The sequence below is a fragment of the Methylobacterium sp. Leaf102 genome, assembly GCF_001422425.1.
Classification (GTDB): domain Bacteria; phylum Pseudomonadota; class Alphaproteobacteria; order Rhizobiales; family Beijerinckiaceae; genus Methylobacterium.
Window position 1 is genome coordinate 171,364 of the sequence record NZ_LMMX01000023.1, and the last position, 21,416, is coordinate 192,779.

Sequence of the window (21,416 nt, forward strand, 5' to 3'; positions counted from 1 at the left end):
GTGGTGTGTGCGGGAGTGGGCGTCATCGGCACGGCGGCCATGCACGGATCGGGGACGGGAGTGTTTCACATGAAACACTCTGTTGACCATACGGGCCTCACTCGCCGCGCTGGCGCCTCAGAACGCTCGCGATGGCCCCGAAGGCAGCTAGCCCGGCCGCACACCAGAGGGCCGTCGTCACGGCATCCGCGGCTCCACCATGAAACACGCCGAAGACCACGGCGACGCCGGCCGCGCCCAGGGATTGCCCGGTCAAGCGCGCCGTCGATTGCATGCCGCTGGCGCCTCCGCTGCGATCGCGTGGAGCGCTGGTGATGATGATGCGGTTGTTGGGTGACTGGAACAGACCAAAACCGAGACCGCACAGGGTGAGGCGCCAACCGATATCGAGGGCGCTGGGATCGGCCGGCAACAGGGCGACGGCGACGAGGCCGGCGGCCAGGATCGCGAGACCGATCCCTCCCAACAGGCCGGGCGCGTAGCGATCGGACAGGCGGCCCGACAGCGGCGCCACGATCGCGATCGCAATGGGCCAGGGCGTCATGAGGAAGCCCGTCGTGGTTTCCGAGAGGCGCATCACATCCTGAAAGTAGAACGGCAGGGCGACGTAGGCCATCATCTGCGCTCCGAACGCCGCGATGGAGGTCGCCATCGACAGGGCAAAGGCCGGAATGCGCAGGAGGTCGACGGGCAGGAGCGGCGCCGGGAGACGCAGCTGGTGGCGGACGAACACGGCTCCAATCGCCAGGGCGGCGGCGATCTCGGCCAGGGCGAGCCAATGCCCGCCCGGCTCACCGAGCCCGTCGACGCCGATGATCAGGAGGCCGAAGGTGAGCGCGTTGAGTACCGCGCTGCGATAATCGAACCGCGCGCCGCTGCGCGGCGTCACCGGCAGGGTACGGGCGCCCACCGCCAGGGCAACGAGGCCCACCGGCAGGTTGACGAGGAACAGCCACGGCCAGTTCGCCACGGACAGGATGGCGGCGCCGACCGTCGGCCCGGCGGCGGACGCCATCGCCACCACGAGGGCGACGTTGCCGACGCCGCGCCCGATGAGCTTGTGCGGATAGATGAACCGGACAAGCGCGATGTTGACGCTCATGATCCCGGCGGCACCCAGTCCCTGGGCGATTCGGGCGGCGACCAGCAGGGGCAGGGATGGCGCGAAGGCGCAGGCCACGGATGCGAGGGTGAACACCACCAGCCCCGACAGGTAGACCCGGCGATACCCGAGGATGTCGCCGAGGGACGCCAGGGGCAGCAGCGCGGCCGTGACCGCGATCTGGAAGGCGTTCACCACGAAGATCGCCGCCGAAGGGTCGACCTTGAGATCCCGGGCCATCACCGGAAGGGCGACGTTGACGATGGCGCCGTCGAGCACCGCCATGGTCATGGCGAGCCCGATGGCGAGGAGTGCCAGCATGCGCGCGCGCACGGGCAAACCGTCCTGGGTCGGATCCGGGGGAAGCGCCCCGAGGACGGGATTCGGAGCCGGCTCGGTCATGCGCGCACCCGTGACGGTTCCCCATCCGGTGACAAGTGCTCTATGTCACCTCGCAATGATCCCGCCGCGGATGACATTCGTCCCGGTCGCCTCAGAGGTTAGCCGAATGCACGCGTCCACGTTCCTCGTCGCCTGCGGACTCGCCCTCGGCCTCGCGGGCACGCCCCTGCCTGCGCTTGCCGCCGACGAGCCCCTCGGGATCGCCCTGGAAGGCTTCGCCTATCCCTACCCGGTCTTCTACCTCGCCCTGACTCGGGACGGCGAAGCGCAGCGTCTCGCTTACATGGACGTGCCGGCGGGCGGCACGCCCAACGGGCGCACGGTCCTGTTGCTGCACGGGCGCAACTTTCCGTCGAGCTATTGGGAGACCGTGATCGCGGCCCTGACGGCGGCGGGCTACCGCGTGGTGGCACCGGACCAGCTCGGATTCGGCAAGTCGTCGAAGCCGGTCGGCCCGTTCACGTTCGATACCCTGGCGGCCGACACGACGGCGCTCCTCGATGCCCTCGGCCTGCCCCGTGTCGATGTGGTGGCCCACTCCATGGGCGGAATGCTTGCCGTGCGTCTCGCCCGCACCGCGCCCGAACGCGTCAACAGCCTCGTGCTGGAGGCGCCCATCGGCCTGGAAGATTATCGCTTCACCGTTCCGCCGGTGCCGACCGAGCGCCTCCTGCGCATCGAGGCCGATGTGACCGCTGATGTCTATCGCCGCCAACTCATGACGAGCTACAGCCTGTCCCTGCCGGAGGCGGCCATCGAGCCGTTCGTCTCCCTACGCGAGCGGGTGAAGGGCTCGGGCGAATATCCGCGCTGGCTGCGGTCGTTCGTGAATTCCTACCAGATGATCTGGGGCCAACCCGTGGTCCACGAGATTCCATTGGTGCGGGCGCCGACCCTGTTCGTGATGGGCGAGCGGGACCGAAACGCGCCGGGCCGCGCCTTCGCACCGGAACCCCTGCGCGCCAGCATGGGCGACAACGCCGCGCACGCTCAGGCACTCGCGGTGCGGATGCCCGACGGCCGAGCCGAAGTCTTTCCGGGCATCGGGCATCTCGTCCACATGGAAGCCCCGTCGCGCTTCAACGCGACGGTGCTGGACTTCCTCGACGGGCACTGAGCCTCGCCGGGTGCCGACCCTCAGGTCAGCACCACCACGCGGCTGCCGATCTCGACGCGGCCGTAGAGGTCGATCACGTCCTGGTTGATCATGCGGATGCAGCCCGACGACACGCTGCGACCGATGGATTCCGGCTCGAGGGTGCCGTGGATGCGGTAGAGCGTGTCCTTGTTGTCCTGCCACAGGTAATGCGCCCGGGCGCCCAAGGGATTGCGCGAGCCACCGGGAACGCCGAGCCCGCTCTGGAGCTGGCTCACCTGCCGGGCGAGCTTGGGCGTGCGGGCGATCATCTCCTTCGGGGGATACCAGTCCGGCCACATCTGCTTGGAGTTCACCGTCGAGACGCCCGACCACGAGAAGCCCTGCTTGCCGACACCGACGCCGTAGCGTCGGGCGCGGCCGTTGGCCTGGACCAGGGTGAGGTGATGGGCGCGCGGATCGACCACGATGGTGCCGGCGGGCTCGCGGCCCGTATAGGCGATCTCCTGGCGCAGGAAGGCCGGGTTGGCCTTGCGCCAGTTGAAGGCGTTGACCGGGAACGGCTCGTCGGTGATCGCCGCGTAGGCGCGGGCGTAGTCGATGGGACCGTCATCCACGGGGCGGCTGGCCTGGGTCGGCTGCGTCGGCTGGCCCGGCGCCGGACGACGGCGCAGGTCGGGCTCCTCGTAAGCCGGATCGACGGGCTCGCGGCGCGCGGCGCGCGGGTCCACCCCGCGCTCCGAATAGGGCTCGTATCGTCCGCCGCGGCGCCGGTAGAGACGTCCGTCCTCGTCGCGGTAGAGGCGCTCGTCGTCGAAGGGGAGATCCCCATCGATTCCGTCGTCGAAGAACCGCCCACGTCCCTGCGCGAGGGCACCGCCCGGCCCCGCGAGGAGGGCGAGGCTCGTGGCGGCACCCGTGAGAAGGATGCGGCGGGTCGGAGGGGCTGTACGGGACATCGGGTCGCTCGGGCCGTCTTCTTGGGTTTGGGGGAGGCCGGCCGACCGCGAGGCTTTGGCTCGCCCCGGGGTCAGGCCTGACTTCGAAAGGCTTGGGCGTGGGCCTAGCAAGACCGGACGCCCACGTCACGCCGTGCAGATGACTTATCAGCTCTGCGTCCCGCGTTCGGGCAAGTTTCGACCGGCGGACGAATACCGTTCTGAGCGCAGTCTTCACCATATCGATGCAAATCGCCGGATCCGGCGATTGCCCAGAGCTTTGCCATTGCAACGAGCTTGGCCGTTGCGACATAGACGTGGGAGGCCATCCCCGACGCGGTCCCTCCGGACCCTCGCGCGACGGGCCGTCTCCCATGATGGATCACTCCCCGTGCCGGCCTTTGCGCGCCTTCCGCTCTCCTTCCTCGCTCTCTTTGGCGTCCTCCTCGGCACCTTGCCGGCCGAGGCGGCTGGGCCGGGCCGAAATGGTCCCCCGGCAGGCCCCGCCCGCCCGGATGGGCCGAGCACCGCATGGACCTCGGCCGAGCCGGAACCCCTGGCCTGCACCCAGGCCCGGCGCAAGCTGTGGCGGGCGGGCGAAGGCTGGACGGTGCGGACCGTCACCACGTGCCGGTGAGCGTGCACCGAAGCCCCTGAGGCTACGCCGGGTTCATCGAACAGCGGCGAGGTGGGGACGACGCCGGGCCCACCCCTCGAATCCGGACGCGCGTGCCGCTACAAGCCTCCCTTCGGTCCGGCGGGCGTAGGCTCGCCATCCTCGATCGGGTGGGGTGACCCGCCCCGGAGTTCGCGCGTGATCCGCGTCCTGCATACGGGCGACTGGCATATCGGGCAGACCCTGCGCGGCTACGGCCGCATGCGCGAGCATGCCCTCGCGTTCGCCCATCTCGAACGGATCGTCGCCGAACGCGAAGTCGATGCCCTCGTGGTGGCCGGCGACGTGTTCGACAGCCAGAATCCGTCGGGCGAATCCCAGCGCCTGTTCTACGAGGTCCTCATGCGCCTGAACCGGGCGCGGCCAGGGATGACCATCGTGATCACGGCGGGCAACCACGATGCCGCCGGCCGCTTGGAGGCGCCGCGTCCGCTCCTGGAGGCCATCGGGGTCCACGTGGTCGGCAACGTGCGCCGCCGCGACGGCGTGGTCGACCTGCAGCACCATCTCGTGCCCCTGCGGCGCGGCGGAGAGATCGCCGCGCAGGTGCTCGCGGTCTCCTATCCCACGGCGGCCTGCCTGCCCCCGCTCCAGAGGGCGACGGAGGGTGGCGGCTCGCCCATCGTCGGGGCCGTTCGGACCCTCTACGAACACCTGTTCTCGGCGGCCCGCCCCCACCTGTCGGGTCTGCCGCTCGTGGTCACCGGGCATCTGCACGTGGCCGGCGGCCTCGAATCGGAAGGGGCCGAGCGGCGCATCCTCGTGGGCGGCGAGCATGCCGTGCCGGCCGACGTATTCCCGGAGGACGCGCGCTACGTCGCCCTCGGGCACCTGCACAAGGCGCAGCGGATCGGGCGCGACAGCGTTCGCTATTCCGGTTCCCTGATCCCGCTCTCGGCCGCCGAGCAGCCCTATGCCCATGCGGTCACCCTTGTGACCTTGGGCGACGGGCCGGCCCACATCGAACTCATCCCGATCCCGCGCCCCCTGCCCTTCCTACGCGTGCCGGCCTCGGGAGACATGCGCCTCGGGGACCTCAGCGACCACCTCACCATCCTCGTGCGGGACCTCGGTCTCCCGGCGGATCATCCCTTGGATGAACGGCCCTTCGTTCAAGTTCGCCTCGCGCGGCACGGCCTCGGCGCCGGCTACCGCGCCGAGATCGACCGCATCGCCGACGGCTTCCCCGTTCGCGTGGTCGACGTGCGGGTGGCGCCCCTGCCCGAGGGCCTCGAGACTCAAGCGACGGCGGGCCCGAACCTCGTGCGTCTCGCCGAACGCGACCCGGAGGAACTGTTCCGCCTCGCCTTCGCCCGCACCCGGGGCGAAGCACCCGGCCCGGAACATCTCGCCGTGTTCCACCGCGCCCGGGCCGAGGCGGAAGGCATGGCGACGGCCGGCTGAGACGGGCGTATGAGCGCTTCATCGGCGCTCGCAGGAGACGAGGGGACGCCGAATTGTCTTTCGCGGCACGCCCCGCGCGGTAGCATGCACGGACCGTTTTCGCGTAGGAAGACAGCACAAGGCGCCATCGGCCAGCGCCGAGTGATGCGGGCAATGCCTGATTCGGTCTGCCGCCCGCGAATGAGAGCCCGATGAGTTCGCCCAACGACGAGGCCGCACAGCAGCACGAGGTCGAGGCCCGCCGCAACGCCCTCGCTCAATACGACATCCTCGACACTCCCACCGAGGAGGCCTTCGACGACCTCGTCAAGGCCGCTTCCCTGGCCCTCGGCATGCCGGTCTCGCTGATCGTCCTGCTCGAGGCCGATCGGCAATGGTTCAAGGCCGCCGTCGGCTTCGACGGTCCAGAGCCGCCCCTGGCCCAATCCATCTGCGCCCACGCCGTACGCCAGCGCGACCTCTTCGTCGTTCCCGACACCGCGCGCGATCCGCGAACGGCGGGAAACCCCCTCGTGACCGGCGCGCCCTTCGTGCGGTTCTATGCCGGGATGCCGCTCATCACGGCGGAGGGCGTCGCCATCGGCACCCTGTGCGTCCTCGATACGCAACCGCGCAGCCTCACGGAGGCCCAAGGCTTCCTCCTCACCACCCTGGCGCGCCAGGTGATGGCGCAGCTCGAATTGCGCCGGGCCCTCAAGGAACGCCGCGCGCGGGAGCGTCTCAACGGGGCGATCATCGAGAGCGCCGTCGATTACGGCATCCTCGCCACGGACCTCGACGGCCGCGTCACGAGCTGGAACATCGGAGCGCAGCGCATCCTCGGCTGGAGCGAGGCCGAGATGCGGGGCGTGGCCGCCGATCGCATCTTCGTGCCCGAGGATCGGGCCAGGGACACGCCGGCGCGCGAGATGCGTCTGGCCCGGGAGATGGGCCGGGCCAGCGACGAGCGCTGGCACCTGCGCAAGGACGGTTCGCGCTTCTGGGCCATGGGCGAGATGATGCCGCTTAGGGGCGAGGACGGTGCCCACGAGGGCTACGTCAAGATCCTGCGGGACCGCACCGCGCAGCGCCGGGCCGACGAGGCCCTGCGCCAGCAGACCGCCCTGCTCCAGACCGTGACCGATCATCTCAGCGAAGCGGTGTTCCGCCTCTCGGCCGACGACACCATCACCTTCGCCAACCCGGCCGCCGAGGCGATGCTCGGCTGGCCGGCCGGCACCCTGATCGGGCGCAACCTCCACGCGACCGCCCATCACCACCACGCCGACGGCCGCCCTTTTCCCCGCGGGGATTGCTCCGTGGTGCAGGCCCTGGAGGCGGGCGTGGCCCTGCGCCACCGCGAGACGGTGTTCTTCCGCCGCGACGGCACGCCCCTCGACGTGATCACCTCCAACGCACCGATCGTCGAAGACGGCGTGGTCGGTGGTGCCGTCCTCACCGTCACCGACATCACCGAGCACAAGGCCACCGGCCTGCGCCTGCGCCGCAGCGAGGAGCGCCTCGCACTCGCCCTCGACGCCGCCGGCCTGATCGGCACCTGGGACTGGGATCTCGCCACCGACACGGTCTACGCCGACGCGAATTTCGCACGCATCTACGCCGTCGACGAGGAACGGGCCGCCCGGGGCGCGCCGATCGAGGATTACGTGCGCAATTTCCACCCCGACGACCTGCCGGCGTTCCAGGCGGAACTGGACCGGATGCTCGCCGGCACGGGAACCGGGCGGCCCGATACGGCGGGACTTCAGCGTGAGGGACTTGCGAGTGGGAGTGAGGCACTCACGACTGGGGGACTCGCGGCTGGGGGATCCGCGACCGAAGGAGCCGGCGCGCAGGGAGACGACTTCGCCTGCGAGTATCGTATCGTCCAAGCCGATGGCGGGCATCGCTGGCTGCTGGCGCGCGGGCGCCTCGTGCGCGACACCGACGGCACGCCCCTGCGGCTGCCGGGCGCCTCCATCGACATCACCGAGCGCAAGCGCGCCGAGGAGCGCCAATCCGCCTTCGTCGAACTCGGCGACCGCCTCCGCGACGTGCAGGATCCCGTCGCCATCGCGTACACGGCCGCCGAGATCGCCGGGCGGACCCTGGGCCTTGCCCGGGCAGCCTACGGGTCCATCGATCCGACCCAGGAACACCTCGACATCGCCCGGGACTGGAGCCGGCCGGGCGTCGTCGGACGCGAGGGCCGGTATCGCTTTTCCGATTACGGCACCTATCTCGCGGAGCTGCAGGGCGGGCAGGACGTCGTCATCACGGACGTGACGACGGACCCGCGCACGGCGGGGCACACGGACGTGTTGGCCAGCCTCGGCGTCCGAAGCATGATCAACATCCCGCTGATGGAGCGCGGGCGCATGGTGGCGGTGTTCTGCCTGCAGGACGACCGGGTCCGGGCGTGGACCGCGGATCTCGTCGATTTCGCCCGCAACATCGTCGACCGGACCCGCGTGGCACTGGCGCGCCTGCGGGCGGAGGAGGAGCAGGAACTCCTCAACCGCGAACTCAGCCACCGGATGAAGAACCTGCTCGCGATGGTGCAGTCCATCGCCACCCAGACCATGCGCTCGGCCGTCGACGTGGACACGGCCAAGGAGGTGCTGGCAGGCCGCCTCATCGCCCTCGGACAGGCCCACGACCTGCTCATGGGCGGAGCCCTAGGCTCGACCCTCATCGGCCCCGTGGTCCGCGGCGCCCTCAAACTGCACGAGGACCGGCCGGGACGCTTCCGGCTCGACGGTCCCGACCTCGAGATCGGGGCGAAGCCCGCCCTGTCGCTGGCCCTGATGCTGCACGAACTCGCCACCAACGCGGCCAAGTACGGTGCCCTCTCCCGCGAGACCGGCCATGTCGCGATCCGCTGGTCGGTGGAGTACGCGGACGACGCGGACCAGCTCACCTTTTCCTGGCAGGAGATCGGCGGACCGGCCGTGACGCCACCGGCCCGCAAGGGCTTCGGCTCGCGCTTCATCGAGCGGGGTCTGGCCGGGCAGGTCGGCGGCACCATCGCCCTGGCCTACCCGCCCACCGGCGTGACCTGCGGCATCACCGCCCCCCTGGCGGCGTTCCAGGCCGACGGCTGAACGCGGGGCCGCCAAGCCCGGTTATCCTCAGCCCGCAGGACCCGCCGGGGGGACACGCCGCACGCGGCGGCCTAGAACAGGGGCCGTCCATCCCCCGCTTCAGGTGACAGCGTTTGCGTATCCTCGCGATCCGGGGCGAGAACCTCGCGAGCCTCGCGGCTCCCTTCGACATCGATCTCGCGAGCGGCCCCATCGCCGCCACAGGCATCTTCGCCATCACGGGCGAGACCGGCGCGGGCAAGTCGACCATCCTCGACGCCCTGTGCCTCGCGCTCTACGGGCGCTATCCGCGGGTCGCCTCGGGACGGCGGGAGGATACACCGGACCCCAGCGGCGAAGCCGTCAGTTCGAGCGACGGACGCGCCATCCTGCGGCGCGGGGCGGCGCAGGGCTGGGCGGAAGTGGATTTCGTCGGCCAGGACGGCGTCGCCTATCGGGTGCGCTGGGAAACGATCCGCGCCCGGGGCAAGGCGGACGGGCGCCTCCAGGCCGACCGGCGCACCCTGCACCGCCTCGCCGACGGCAGTGCCGTGGAGGGGGGCAAGAAGACCGCCGTGACGGCTGCCGTCGAGGCGTTGACGGACCTCACCTTCGACCAGTTCCGCCGGACCGTGCTCCTGGCGCAGGGCGAGTTCGACGCCTTCCTGCTGGCGGCCGAGGGCGAGCGTGGCGAACTCCTCGAAAAGATCACCGGCACGGGCATTTACACGGAGATCTCGAAGCGGGTTCACGCAGGCGCCGAGGCCGAGCGCGCCGCCCTGAAGATCCTTGAGACCCGCCGCGACGCCGTTGGGCTCCTCGACACCGAAGCGCGGGAACGGATCGGCACAGAGCGTGCCGCCATCGCGAAAACCCTCGCGAACCTGTCGGACCACCAAGCCGCGCTCCGGGCCGCCCTCGACGGCGCCGCCCGCCTCGCCGAGGCCCGGCTTCAGGTCGCCGCCGCGGAAACCCGGCTCAGCGAGGCCCAGGCCGCCGAGGCGGCGGCGGTGGCCGACAGGCGGCAGCTGACGGAGCTCGATGCCGTCGAGCCCTTGCGCACGGTCTCCGATGCCGTCGCCACCACGCGGGCCGAGGTGGAGGCCGCCGACATCGCCCTGACGATGACGCGCGCGCGGCTCGCCGAAGCCGAGACCCGTGCCGCGGCGGCGACGGAGGTCCAAGGCCGGGCGCGGATGGCGGACGAAGCGGCCGAGACTTTGTTCAAGGCGTTCGCGCCCGTCTGGACCGAGGCGGCACAGCTCGACGTCGTGATCGTCGAATCGACCCGCGAGGCCGCGCAGGCCGAGACCGGGGCCGAGGCCGCCACCGGTAGGGCGGAGGCCGTCGAGGCCGAACTGTCCGATCTGCGTCAGCGCCACGATGCGGCGGAGGCCGCCCGCGCCGAGGTGGCGGCCCGGCACGACGCGGATCGGGGTGGTGCGTATCTCGCTGGCCGGGCCGAGGAGGTCACGGGCCTGTTCGCGAAGCGCGCCGCCCTGCGGTCACAGCTCGCCACGACGATCTCGGAGCGGGAGCGGGCGAAAGCCGAGGCGGAACGCGGAGCCCGTGTGATCGCCGAAGCCGAAGCGCAGATCCGCGACGCTCGGGAGGCGCGCACCCGGACCCTGGCGCAGCGCGCGGAGCGTTTGGCCGGTCTCGCGGCCCTCGACGAGCCGGCCGCCCGCCGGCGCTCGGCCGTGCTCGACGAGGTTTCGGACGCCCTGCGCGAGGCGCTGCCCCTGGCCCGACGCCATGCCGAAGCGGTCCGAGAGGCGGCGGCGGCGGAGGCCGAGGCCGAGGCGGCCGGGCAGGCGGCGCTGATGGCGGAGACCGAGGGAGCCTCGGCCCAACGGGACGAGGCCGAAGCCATGGGCGGGCGCCGTGAAGTCGCCGCCATGGCCGAGCGCGCCGAGGCCAGCGTGTCGGAGCGGGCGGCCCAGCTGCGCAGTCTCCTCGCAGCGGGCGAACCCTGCCCGGTCTGCGGCGGCATCGACCATCCGCACGCCCATTCGGACGATGCCTTGAGCCGACATGCGGAAACATTGCGCGCCCGCCGTGCCGAACTTGAGGAAGCCCTCGCGCGAGCCGGCGCCGCGCGTGCGCGTGCGGCCGGGGCCGCGGCGGCGGCGGCGGCCCGCCACGCTGAAGCCCTCCGGGCGGGGGCAACCGCGCGGACCAACCTCGACGGCATCGCCAGCGCCTACGAGGTGCTGCGTCCGGCCCTGGTGGCAGGCAGCACCGGCGCCGGAATCGCCCTACCGGTTCCGGTGCGGCTCGCCACGGATGCCCTCACGGCCCTGGCGGCGGCGGCGCGCCAAGCCCGCGAGGCGTCGAGGGGGACGTTGGATGCGGCGGAGAGCCTGCGCGGCGACATCGAGACTCTCGGCCGGGCCGCCGAGGCGGCCGGAGCGTCGATGGAAACGGCGGGGGCGTCGGTCACCGAGGCGCGCACCACCGTCCAGGCGGCCGAACTCGCCGCCGAGGGGGCGCGGACCCGTGCCGAGGGCTTGGCGGAACGCATCGAATCCCTCGGGCGCGAGGCCGCCTCGGCCCTCGCAGCGGCCGACTTGACCCTGGCCGACCTCGACCGCGACGGTGCGGCGGCCGTGCGCCGGGTGGCGGCGGCGGTCGCGCAGCACCGGGCTCTCGGCGAACGCCGCCTCGCGCTCGAGGCCGAAGTCCGCACCCTCTCGGAAAAGAAAGCCAGCGCCGTATCGGCCCTCGTCGGCGCCCAGTCGATCCGCGAGACCGCGCGAGCCGCCCTCACCGGCCGGATGGCAGCCCTCGCCGAGGCCCGGGCACGGCGCGCGCCTCTCCTCGATGGCGAGGACACGAGCGTCCATCGCAGCCGGATCAACAACGACCGGCTCGCAGCGCAGAATGCTCTCAAGGCCGCGGCGGAGGCCCATGCGTCGGCCCTGGCGGACCTTGCCGGCGCGCGCAGCTCCGCCGAACACGCGACCGCCCGGAGGGAGACCGCCATCGCCCGCCACACGGCGGCCCGCGCCGCCTTCGCCACGGCATGCGGGACGCGGATGCCCGACGCAGTCGTCGCCCTGCTCACGCAGGACCCTGCGATTCGAGCTGGCCTGCGGCGGGATGCGGATCAACGCGACCGGGACGTCGAGGCCGCCACCACCGCCCTCGCCACCCGCCGCGCCGACCGCGACGCGCATGGCGCGACGCCGGAGATCGATGTCGCAGCGACCCGGGCCGAAGCGGAAGCGGGCGCGGAAGCCATCGCGCAGCACCAGCAGCGCCTCGGCGCCATCGCGGCGGATCTCGCCCGCGACGACGCGGCGCGCGCCCAGGCCGCCGGCCTGGGCGAGGAGATCGGCGCGGCGCGGGCCGTCTTCGAGACCTGGGACGCGGTGAACGACGCCGTCGGCTCCGCGGGCGGCGACAAGTTCCGGCGTTTCGCTCAGGGCGTGACCCTGGAGCACCTCGTCCACCTCGCCAACGCGCAGCTCGCGGCCTTGAGTCCACGCTACCGCCTTGCGCGCGGCACCACGTCGGATCTGGCGCTCCATGTCCTCGACCGCGACATGGGCGACCACCTGCGGGCCACCCGCAGCCTGTCGGGCGGCGAGCGCTTCCTCGTCTCCCTCGCCCTGGCGCTCGCCCTGTCGGGCCTGGAGGGTCGGGATTCGTTCGTCGACACCCTGTTCATCGACGAAGGCTTCGGCTCCCTCGATGCCGAGACCCTGGATCTCGCCGTCGATGCCCTCGAAACGCTGCAGGGACGGGGCCGCAAGGTCGGCGTCATCACCCACGTGGCGGCGATGATCGAGCGCATCGCCGTGCAGGTCCGGGTCGAGAAGCGGGGCAACGGCCGCAGTGTCGTGCGGATCGTGGATGGCGGGATGCCCACGAACTAGGCAGCCTGCGGGTTGGACCGCATCGCCACCGCTTCGCGGCCGGTGGTCGGCGCGACCGAAGCCCTCGCCGTGGACGCTCGACCGCTCGTCTCAAGTCTGGCACGGCCGATGCTTCCTCGTTCCCGTTGCCGTCACGGCGGCAGGCAGGGCAACGGCGCCCCGCGAGGCGGACGGCGCGAGTCCGAATCCCTTGGCATCAGTGACCGCGCGCCGCGCGGACCCGCGAACCTCGAGACGAGCACTCCATGGCCAGTTTCAAGACCGTGATGAAATCCGGTCACCCCCCGACCCTGTTCGCCGCGTTCCTATACTTCGATTTCTGCTTCGCGATCTGGGTCCTGAACGGCGCCATGGGGCCGTTCATCACCGAAACCTACGGGCTCAGCCCGGCCCAGACCGGGTTCATGATCTCGCTGCCGATCCTGGCCGGCGCGATCATGCGTTTTCCGCTGGGCATCCTCGCCCAGTATATCGGCCGCAAGAACGCCGCGGTGACCGAGATGTCGATCATCATGGCGGCGATGGCCTACGGGTTCTTCTTCGTCCACACCTACAACGACGTGCTCGCCATGGGCGTGCTCCTCGGCATCGCCGGCGCCTCGTTCGGCGTCGCCCTGTCGCTGGGGTCGGGCTGGTTCCCCAAGGAACACAAGGGCTTGGCTATGGGCATCGCGGGGGCCGGCAATTCCGGCACCGTGCTCGCCGTGCTGTTCGCGCCGCCGCTGGCCCAGGCCTATGGCTGGCAGACGGTCTACGGCTTTGCCGGCTGCGTCATGGCGATCCCCCTCGTGGTGATGATCCTTTTCGCCAAGGAGCCGCCGGATGCCGAGCACCAGTCGTTCAAGGAGCACATCGCCTGCCTGTTTCAAAAGGACGGCTGGTCGTTCAACCTCATCTACATCATCACCTTCGGCGGCTTCATCGGCCTGTCGAACTTCCTACCGACGTTCTTCTACGAGCAGTTCGGCGTCACCAAGGTCGAGGCCGGGCGCCTGACCATGCTGGCCGCCCTGATGGGCTCGGGTATCCGGGTGGTGGGCGGCTACTACGCCGATCGCATGGGCGGCATCCTCGTCCTGTCCGTGGTGCTGCTCGCCGCCGTCGCGTCGTTCCTGCTGCTGACCGCGACGCCGTCCCTCGTCGTCACCACGCTCCTGTTCATGCTGTGCTTTGCCGCCCTCGGGGCCGGCAACGGCGCCCTGTTCCAGCTCGTGCCCCTGCGCTGGCCGGCCAACACCGCCGTGGCCGGCTCGATGATCGGCGAAGTGGGCGCTCTCGGCGGCGCGATCCTGCCCAACGTCATGGGCCTGTCGAAGCAGTATACCGGCTCGTTCGCCTACGGCTTCGTCGGCTACGCCGCCTTCGCCGCGGTGGTGCTCGGCTGCCTGCTCCTGTGGCAGCGCAAGTGGGTCGGCGCCTGGGTCGGTCCGCGCGGCAAGGTGCTGGAGCCGGCGTCGCCCGAGGCCGCCAAGGCGGGGCGTCTCGATCCCGTCACCGCCTGAAGCAGAGGCGGAAGCACGATTCGGGGGCCTTCGGGCCTCCGTTTTCGTCTCACGATCAGAGGGCCTCGCCCGCCACCAGGGCGAAGGTGAGCACGTCGACCTTGGCCGCTCCGGCGCGCAGGAGCACGCGCGAGGCGGCGTTGGCCGTGGCTCCGGTGGTGGTGACATCGTCGATGAGAAGCACGCGCCGGCCCTGGAGCCTCGGCCGGGCGGCCTCCGGCACCCGGAAGGCACCCTGGAGATTGCGCGCCCGGGCGGCCCGGGAGAGACCGACCTGAGAGCGCGTCGCCTTCACGCGGGCGAGGGCCTGCACTTCGACGGGTAGCCCCGTAAGCGTGGAGAGCCCCTGGGCGAGAAGAGCCGCCTGATTGAAGCGGCGGCGCCAGAGGCGCCAGCGGTGCAGCGGCACCGGCACGAGGCAATCGGCCTCTCGGACGAGTTCGGCGCCGGCACCTGCCATCATCCGGGCGAGCGTCGGCGCAAGATCGAGGCGGTCGTCGTACTTGAGGCGATGGACGAGATCGCGGGCGATACCATCGTAGAGCACCGCCGCCCGGCCCCGGCCGAAGACCGGTGGGTCCGCCATGGCGCGGGGCGAGAGCAGCGGCCCTGTCCCGTGATCGACGGCGAAAGGTGTGCCGAGACGCTGGCAATAGGGCCGTTCGATGAGCCTCAGCTGCGACCAGCAAGCGGGGCAAAGGGCGTGAGGCTGGGCTGTGGCGGCTCCGCAACCCGGGCAGATCGGTGGATAGACGAGGCCTAGGGCGATGCCCCGAGCGGCACGCAGGCCAGCGAGGACACGGCGGAGGACGACAACCATGCCGTGCAGCCTACGCCGTCCTCCCTTCCAGGGCGACCACCTTGTGGGCGGTCGCGGCCGGTCTTCAGCGGGCGGGCGGCGGTGTCTGCTGCTGACGGTCGCGCTTGTTCGCCTGATGGCGACCGACGGCGCAACCGGCGGCCGCGCCAAGGACGCCGTGGCCGGCGACATGACCGGCGACACCACCGACGACGGCGCCCTTGAGGCAGCCCTTCGCCTCGGCGCCGGAGGTGCCGACCAGGGCAGCTACGGTCAGAACTGTCCCGAACAGAATGGATCTCATGGCGATACTGCCTTCCGGTGAACGTGTGAGACTGAGAACATCCGGGGCGGCCTCGGCGTTCCGTCGCCGCAAGCGCTGGTCCCCGGGCGGGGGAAGCGCCATGTTCGGGCACATCACCCTGATGCTCGGGATACGATGACGCGACCGCCGCCCCTGTTCGACACCGCCCTCGCCCGGACGCGCCTCGCCCGCGCGCGACGGGCCGGCTACGCCGATTTCCTCCTTGCCCGAACCATCGATGACTTGGACGACCGCCTGGGCGCGGTGCTGCGCCGGTTCGACCGGGCTCTCGATCTCGGATCCCCGACACCGGACGCCGCCCTGCGCTTGCGGACGAGCGGACGATGTCAAACGGTTCTGCGTCTCGCACCCGGTCCGGAGACGGTGCCGGGCGTCGGGCTCTCGATGGGTGATCCCGAGGCTTTGCCGTTCGCGCCGGGCTCGTTCGATCTCGCCGTGTCGCTTCTCGCCCTCCAGCACGTCAACGACCTGCCGGGCGCCCTGGCGCAGTTGCGCCGGACCTTGAAGCCGGACGGGCTGTTCGTCGGCTGCCTCCTCGGTGGGCGCAGCCTCACGGAACTGCGCCAAGCCTTCGGGCAAGCGGAGAGCGAGATCGAAGGTGGGGTCAGCCCCCGGGTCGCGCCCTTCGCCGAGGTGCGCGAGATGGGCAGCCTCCTGCAACGGGCGGGCTTCGCCCTGCCGGTGACCGACGTCGAGACGCTCACGGTGCGCTACAGTGATCCCTTCGCCCTCATGCGGGACCTGCGTGCCATGGGGCTGACCAACGTGCTCACCGAGCGCCGTCGCACCCCCCTGCGTCGGGCCACCCTGATGCGGGCGGCGGCACTCTACGCCGAGCGCTTCTCGGATCCGGACGGGCGCGTGCGCGCCACCTTCGAGATCCTGTGGCTCTCCGGCTGGGCACCGCATGCGAGCCAGCAGGTGCCGCTCAAGCCCGGCAGTGCGCGCACCCGGCTGGCCGAGGCGCTCGGCACCACGGAACACGATCCCATGGGGAGTCCATCATGAAGCAGCCGAGCCCCGAGCATCCCATCACCCTCGCGCCCCATGCCGGACGGGTCCGCGTGCGGGTCGCCGGCGTGACCGTGGCCGAGACCGGGGCCGCCCTGGTCCTGACCGAGGCCTCCTATCCGCCTGTGCTGTACATCCCGCGCGGCGACGCGATCTGGAGCCACTTCGTGCGGAGTTCTCGCCGGAGCCATTGCCCGTACAAGGGCGACGCCAGCTATTTCGGCCTGTCCGTCGATGGCACCGAACGGCCCGACGCCGTGTGGAGCTACGAGGCCCCGTATCCGGCGGTCGCGGCAATCCGCGATCACCTCGCCTTCTATCCCGACCGGGTCGATGCCATCGAAGTCGTGCCGTAAGGGCCGGCGGCTCCAAGCAAATCCGGGTGATCCCTTCGGGATTGCGGATTCGGGCTTCGCTCAAGCGCTGCGCGGGCTTCGTGATCCTGCGGCCGCTTCGATCAAGCGGCCGCAGGATCACTCGCGCGCCATCACTCGTGCACCTGCGACCAGAACGCGGCCTTGCGGCCATGGGTCTTGCGCAGGGCGGCGCGATACGCCGCGTGGTCCGGCACCAGGGCGCCGGGGTCGAGGCGGGCGTCGAGGGCGTCCAGGGTCGCGAGGTGGCGCGCGCCGTGCCCGTAGGCGGCCGAGCGCCCGCGCTCCAGGATATCGTCGACGAGGAGGCGGTAGAGCCGAGCGGCGGCCAGGGGCTCGCTGGCCTCCAGGGCCTCGGCCGCCGGCACCAGGATTTCGTAGCGGCCCCCGTCCCAGGTGTGCGCGGCCACGAGGCGCGCAGCCCGGTCGGGTTTGGGCCAATGGGTGAAGAAGTGCAGGGCGCGGTAGGGGTCGGGATGGGCGGCGGCGTGGGCGAAGGCGCGCTCCAGGGCCTCCTCGTCCTCGAAATCCGGCAGCTTGGCGAGGTGCGCCCTGAGCATCCCGGCATCCAAACTGCGCTCGAACTGCCCCCAGCGCAGGCCTTGCGCCTCCGCGCCCCGCCCGAGGGCGTCGAGGATGCGGATTTCGAGTTCGATCCGGGCGCGGTCGGGCGCTTCCGGGTCGAATTGGCCGGTGACGATCTGCTCGCGGGTGACGACGACGAGACCGCGCTTCTGCGGGCGACGCACCCAGTCGAGGGCCTCGTCGAGGCGCCCGGCCCCGAGGAGGCGTTCGGCGATCTCCGTCCGATCGGGGCGCTCGGGCGCGACTTCGCGTTCCAGAGCGACGAAGGCATCGACGTCGCCGCGCCGGTCGGCCAGCATCTGGCGCAGGCGTAAGGTCCGGCCGCGCGCCACCTGCTGTCCCCAGGCCTGGGCGCCTTTCGCCTTGGCCGGGCGCGGCGGCACGGCTTCGGCCAGACCCGCGTCGAGCCGGGCGCAGGCGGTCTCGGGCAGCCCCGGGATCAGGCCATGGAGCAGATCCTCGACAAGGCCGTAGCCGTCCGCCTCCAGCATCGGCACGAGGCGCAGGGCGAAGGCCGCCGCTTCGGCGGGATCGAGGCTCTTGCCCAGGGCGGCCGCCGCCTCGGCTGCGCGGTCGAAGATGCCGTGGACCTGCCCGTTCGAATCGTCGACCCGCTCCAGCACGCCGGGCGCGGCGGCGAGGAAGCGCAGCAGCCGGTCGAGGCCGGCCCGCGCGTCAAGGGGGGCGAGTTCGGTCACCATGGTGGTCAGCGTGGCGTCGAGGTCGGCCGCGAAGGCGCGGCGCTTCTGCCAGTCGATATAGCCGGCGGCCCGCTCCAGGGCGGTGAGGCGCCGGTCGATGAGGGCCGCCACCGCTTCGGGTCCCTGGAGCGCGGCCACGGCCGCCGTGACCAGCTTCTTGAAGGCCGGGTTGCGCCCGGTCTCGTCGAGGACCAAGCGGATCAGCCGGTCCAGGCCGAGCTCGGTCAGGGTCTCGGGACTGGGCGCGGTCTTTCGCGCGGCGCGCTTGGGTTTGGCCGCCGGCTTTACGGCCGACTCCGGCGCCGCCTGCTTCGTCGCCGCCTTGCGCGCCATACTCGCATCGCCCTCCCGGTCAGGCCCGCACGATGTCGCGGGATGCCTGTGACATCAAGGCCCCGGGACCCTTCAGGGTCCCGGGGTCCCTTTCAGGGTCCCGGAGCCCCTTTCAGGGGCCCAGGAGATCGACGAGGAACGGGATCAGCGGCGCGTCGGCGGGCGGCATCGGCTGGTCCTTCAGGTCGCGCGGGCGCACCCATTTCAGGGCCTGCCCCTCCATGGAGCGCGGGATCCCATCCCAGCGCCGGCAGACGTAGAGGGGCATGAGGAGGTGGAAGTCGGGATAGGCGTGGCTGGCGAAGGTGAGCGGCGCGAGGCAGGCCTCCTTCACGGCGATGCCGAGTTCCTCGTGCAGTTCGCGGATCAGGGTCTCCTCCGGACGTTCGCCGGGATCGACTTTGCCGCCGGGGAACTCCCACAGGCCGGCGAGCTGCTTGCCCGGCGGGCGCTGGGCCAGGAGCACCCGGCCGTCCGTATCGACGAGGGCCACGGCGACGACGAGGAGGATGCGCAACGGCGTGGGTGCGGGGGCGCTCATGGCGCGATGGCGAAGGTGGCCGACACGTCGGCCGCCGTCTCGATGGTGCCGGCGACGAGGGGCACGGGGGCGCCCCGGCCTTTGGAGCGCACCGCCATCGGGGCGGGCATCGGGGCATAGGGGGACGAACCGGCCTCGGCCGGCGAGCGGATGGCGACGACGCGCCCGAGGGTGACACCGGCGGCTTCGGCCAGACGCGTCGCCTGCATGGTCGCGTCCTTCATGGCGGCGACCCGCACGGCCGCCTCGGCGGCGTCGGGATCGCGCAGGCCAAAGCTGACGCCCTCGATCCGGTTGGCCCCGATCTCGAGGGCGCGGCGCATGAGATCGCCGAGGCGGCCCATGTCGGCGAGCCGCAGGCGGATGGTGTTGGCGGCGCGGTAGCCGTCGGCCCGCTCGCTGACGCTGCCGTCGGGCTGGGGCACGCTCCGGGTCACGGGCTGGAGGGTCACCGCCGTGGTGCCGATATCGGCCTCCGGCACCTTGAAGGTTTCGGCGAGCGCGATGAGCCCCTTGGCGGCGGAACTCGCTGCATCGAGGGCGACGGCTGGCGTCGCGCCCTTGGCCTCGACGCCGATCTCCACGGAGGCGAAGTCCGGCGCGGTCTCGGCCCTGGCCCGCCCGACGACATGGATGCGACCGTCCTTCAGGGTGGGCGCCTCCTCGGCGCCCGCAGGGGCGATCCAGGCAACGGCGAGGGCGGCGAGCGCCAAGGTGCCGACGCGGGCGCTCACGAGCGGTAATCTCCGTTGATGGCGATGTAGCCCTGCGTCAGATCGCAGGTCCACACACGGGCCGTACCGTCGCCGAGGCCGAGTTCGACCCGGATCTCGATGTCGGATTCGCGCATCACGGCGCTCGCCGCATCCTCGCTGTAATCCGGGTCCCGGGCGCCCTCGCGGGCGACCCGGACATCGCCGAACCAGATGGCGAGGCGGTCGCGGTCGGCGGGCTCGCCGGCCTTGCCCACCGCCATGACGACCCGGCCCCAATTGGCGTCCTCGCCGGCCACCGCCGTCTTCACCAGGGGCGAGTTGGCGATGGATAGGGCGATGCGATGGGCCGAGGCGTCGCTGGTGGCGCCTTCCACCCGCACGGTGACGAACTTGCGCGCGCCCTCGCCGTCCTTGGCCACGAGCTGGGCCAATTCCACCAGGAGATCGTCGAGCTTGTCCCGGAAGTCGGCGAGGCGCGGGTCGGCCGCGTCGGTGATGGCAGCGTTGCCCGCAGCACCCGTCGCGAACAGCATCAGGGTGTCGGAGGTAGAGGTGTCGCCGTCCACCGTCACGCAGTTGAAGCTTTTCACGGTTCCAGCGGTGAGCAGCGCCTGCAGCACCACTTGCGGCAGGGCGGCGTCGGTGAAGGCGAAGCTCAGCATCGTCGCCATGTCGGGGGCGATCATGCCGGCGCCCTTGGCGATGCCGTTGAGGGTCACCGTCGTGCCGTCGATGCTGGCCTGGCGCGTGGCGAGCTTCGGGAACGTATCGGTGGTCATGATCGCCTGGGCCGCCGCGCTCCAGGCGGCGGCACCGCCCTCCGTGCGGGTGGCGCAATCGGCGAGTACGCCCTCGAACTTCGTGGCGTCGAGGGGCTCGCCGATGACGCCCGTCGAGGCGATGAACACCGCCTCGGGGGCGCAGTCCGCCGCCCGCGCCGCGATGGCGGCGGTCAGCTCCACGGCCTCGCGGCCCCGTGCGCCCGTGAAGGCGTTGGCGTTGCCGGAATTCACCACGAGGGCGCGTGCGCCCCGGCTGTCCAGGGCGTGCCGGCACCAATCCACGGGAGCGGAGGGGCAGCGCGAGCGGGTGAACACGCCGGCGGCCTCAGTCCCCTCGGAAAGAGCGACGTAGAGCACGTCCGTGCGTCCGGAATAGCGGATGCCGGCCTGCGCCGTGGCGAGACCGACGCCCGCGATGGCCGGGAGATCCGGCTGATGCTTGGGCGCCAGCGGCGAGACGGGAACGGTCTTGGCGGATGCCATCGGGGTCGGTCTCCGGCTGTCGGCCGCTTCGAGCGCGGGTGATCCCGGGCGTCGAATCGAGCGGCCGGGCGGTGTTGCCCCGACGGGGCTCTCGCCGTCAACGGCGTACCCTGGGGGAACGAGTCGACCGGCTGGCGGATTGCCTCATCGGTGACCAGCTGGAAAGCGCGAGTTGGGCTTGTGTCGCCGGCCCGGCGTGGCTTAGCATGTTGCAATGCAACCCATTCGAGGTGTCGATCACGGTATGGCCAGGCGCGCATGGGGAGTCTCGACCATGGAACAGGCCGCCTCGTCCGGTGGCGCCTACGGCGTCCAAGTCCTGATAGCGGGGCGCCAGAAGCATTGGCGCGATGACGTTGCTGCTCAGATCCGCCGTGCCGGCTACGCAACCACGACGGTGGATTGCGGTGTGGACGCCATGACCGTTCTGGCACTCGGCCTGCCGGTAGATGTCCTCGTCACGGATCTCAGCCTCACGGGCGAACTCGGCTGCGTGCAGCTCGCCCTGGAGGCGCGTGCCCTGCGCCCCGACCTGCGCATCGTCTTCGCCAGCGATGCCCCGCATGTCGATGTGGAAACGACCGGTCTCGATACGGATGATCTCTACGTGGTCGCTGCCGAACGCACCGATGCGGTCGCCATCACCGTGCGCGAGGCCCTGGCGGCCCGGACCTGAGTCGGTCGGCCCCACCTCCACGATCTC

General features: G+C 71.3%; 17 protein-coding genes. 9 read left to right on the forward strand and 8 right to left on the reverse strand.

Features of this window, described 5'->3' with window-relative positions; genetic code table 11:
* Window positions 1-97 precede the first annotated feature (97 nt).
* Window positions 98-1,504: an MFS transporter gene (locus tag ASF27_RS12285; protein WP_056360479.1), complete on the reverse strand. Its 1,407-nt coding sequence runs from the start codon at window positions 1,502-1,504 to the stop codon at window positions 98-100.
* 106 nt (window positions 1,505-1,610) lie between these two features.
* On the opposite strand from ASF27_RS12285, the gene ASF27_RS12290 reads away from it, so the two are divergent.
* Window positions 1,611-2,621 carry an alpha/beta fold hydrolase gene (locus ASF27_RS12290; RefSeq protein ID WP_056360482.1) on the forward strand — a complete coding sequence of 337 codons (1,011 nt, stop codon included), beginning with the start codon at window positions 1,611-1,613 and terminating at the stop codon, window positions 2,619-2,621.
* Between the two features lie 20 nt (window positions 2,622-2,641).
* Here the strand turns inward: ASF27_RS12290 and ASF27_RS12295 are convergent, their stop codons facing one another.
* Window positions 2,642-3,559 (reverse strand): L,D-transpeptidase, encoded by a 918-nt coding sequence (locus tag ASF27_RS12295; RefSeq protein ID WP_056360485.1) that lies wholly within the window; start codon window positions 3,557-3,559, stop codon window positions 2,642-2,644.
* 370 nt (window positions 3,560-3,929) lie between these two features.
* Here ASF27_RS12295 and ASF27_RS22855 point away from each other — a divergent pair, with 370 nt between their 5' ends.
* The 5 genes from ASF27_RS22855 (at window position 3,930) to ASF27_RS12320 (ending at window position 14,063) form a co-directional block, all read left to right on the forward strand.
* A complete protein-coding gene (locus ASF27_RS22855) occupies window positions 3,930-4,175 on the forward strand; it encodes a hypothetical protein (protein WP_056360487.1) in 246 nt (81 codons plus the stop codon).
* A gap of 177 nt (window positions 4,176-4,352) precedes the next feature.
* Window positions 4,353-5,618: an exonuclease SbcCD subunit D gene (locus ASF27_RS12305; RefSeq protein WP_056360490.1), complete on the forward strand. Its 1,266-nt coding sequence runs from the start codon at window positions 4,353-4,355 to the stop codon at window positions 5,616-5,618.
* 191 nt (window positions 5,619-5,809) lie between these two features.
* On the forward strand, window positions 5,810-8,701 hold the full coding sequence (locus ASF27_RS12310) for a PAS domain S-box protein (protein ID WP_056360492.1): 2,892 nt from the start codon (window positions 5,810-5,812) through the stop codon (window positions 8,699-8,701).
* 113 nt (window positions 8,702-8,814) lie between these two features.
* Entirely contained in the window at window positions 8,815-12,561 is a 3,747-nt protein-coding gene (locus ASF27_RS12315) for an AAA family ATPase (RefSeq protein ID WP_056360495.1), read from the forward strand.
* 245 nt (window positions 12,562-12,806) lie between these two features.
* A complete protein-coding gene (locus ASF27_RS12320) occupies window positions 12,807-14,063 on the forward strand; it encodes an MFS transporter (RefSeq protein ID WP_056268009.1) in 1,257 nt (418 codons plus the stop codon).
* A gap of 55 nt (window positions 14,064-14,118) precedes the next feature.
* Here ASF27_RS12320 and ASF27_RS12325 read toward each other — a convergent pair whose 3' ends face one another.
* On the reverse strand, window positions 14,119-14,883 hold the full coding sequence (locus ASF27_RS12325; RefSeq protein ID WP_056360497.1) for a ComF family protein: 765 nt from the start codon (window positions 14,881-14,883) through the stop codon (window positions 14,119-14,121).
* A 64-nt stretch (window positions 14,884-14,947) separates the two neighbouring features.
* The gene (locus tag ASF27_RS21605; protein WP_056176563.1) at window positions 14,948-15,166 is read right to left on the reverse strand and encodes a hypothetical protein; all 219 of its coding nucleotides are present in this window, start codon (window positions 15,164-15,166) and stop codon (window positions 14,948-14,950) included.
* Between the two features lie 135 nt (window positions 15,167-15,301).
* Here ASF27_RS21605 and ASF27_RS12335 point away from each other — a divergent pair, with 135 nt between their 5' ends.
* Window positions 15,302-16,195, forward strand: a complete 894-nt coding sequence (locus ASF27_RS12335; protein ID WP_056176560.1) for a methyltransferase domain-containing protein — start codon at window positions 15,302-15,304, stop codon at window positions 16,193-16,195.
* The gene (locus tag ASF27_RS12340) at window positions 16,192-16,554 is read left to right on the forward strand and encodes a DUF427 domain-containing protein (protein ID WP_056176551.1); all 363 of its coding nucleotides are present in this window, start codon (window positions 16,192-16,194) and stop codon (window positions 16,552-16,554) included. Before ASF27_RS12335 ends, ASF27_RS12340 begins: the two co-directional genes overlap by 4 nt.
* Before the next feature lie 131 nt (window positions 16,555-16,685).
* Here the strand turns inward: ASF27_RS12340 and ASF27_RS12345 are convergent, their stop codons facing one another.
* From ASF27_RS12345 to argJ, 4 genes are all read right to left on the reverse strand, one after another.
* Complete coding sequence (locus tag ASF27_RS12345) at window positions 16,686-18,191, reverse strand: DUF6880 family protein (RefSeq protein WP_056360503.1); 1,506 nt, start codon at window positions 18,189-18,191, stop codon at window positions 16,686-16,688.
* A gap of 112 nt (window positions 18,192-18,303) precedes the next feature.
* Window positions 18,304-18,732, reverse strand: coding sequence for a (deoxy)nucleoside triphosphate pyrophosphohydrolase (locus tag ASF27_RS12350; protein WP_056176544.1), 429 nt, complete (start codon window positions 18,730-18,732; stop codon window positions 18,304-18,306).
* On the reverse strand, window positions 18,729-19,466 hold the full coding sequence (locus tag ASF27_RS12355; RefSeq protein ID WP_244481000.1) for an SIMPL domain-containing protein: 738 nt from the start codon (window positions 19,464-19,466) through the stop codon (window positions 18,729-18,731). Before ASF27_RS12355 ends, ASF27_RS12350 begins: the two co-directional genes overlap by 4 nt.
* Window positions 19,463-20,713, reverse strand: coding sequence for a bifunctional glutamate N-acetyltransferase/amino-acid acetyltransferase ArgJ (gene argJ, locus ASF27_RS12360; RefSeq protein WP_056360507.1), 1,251 nt, complete (start codon window positions 20,711-20,713; stop codon window positions 19,463-19,465). Before argJ ends, ASF27_RS12355 begins: the two co-directional genes overlap by 4 nt.
* Window positions 20,714-20,987: 274 nt before the next feature.
* On the opposite strand from argJ, the gene ASF27_RS12365 reads away from it, so the two are divergent.
* The gene (locus ASF27_RS12365) at window positions 20,988-21,389 is read left to right on the forward strand and encodes a hypothetical protein (RefSeq protein WP_056176534.1); all 402 of its coding nucleotides are present in this window, start codon (window positions 20,988-20,990) and stop codon (window positions 21,387-21,389) included.
* Window positions 21,390-21,416: the final 27 nt, after the last annotated feature.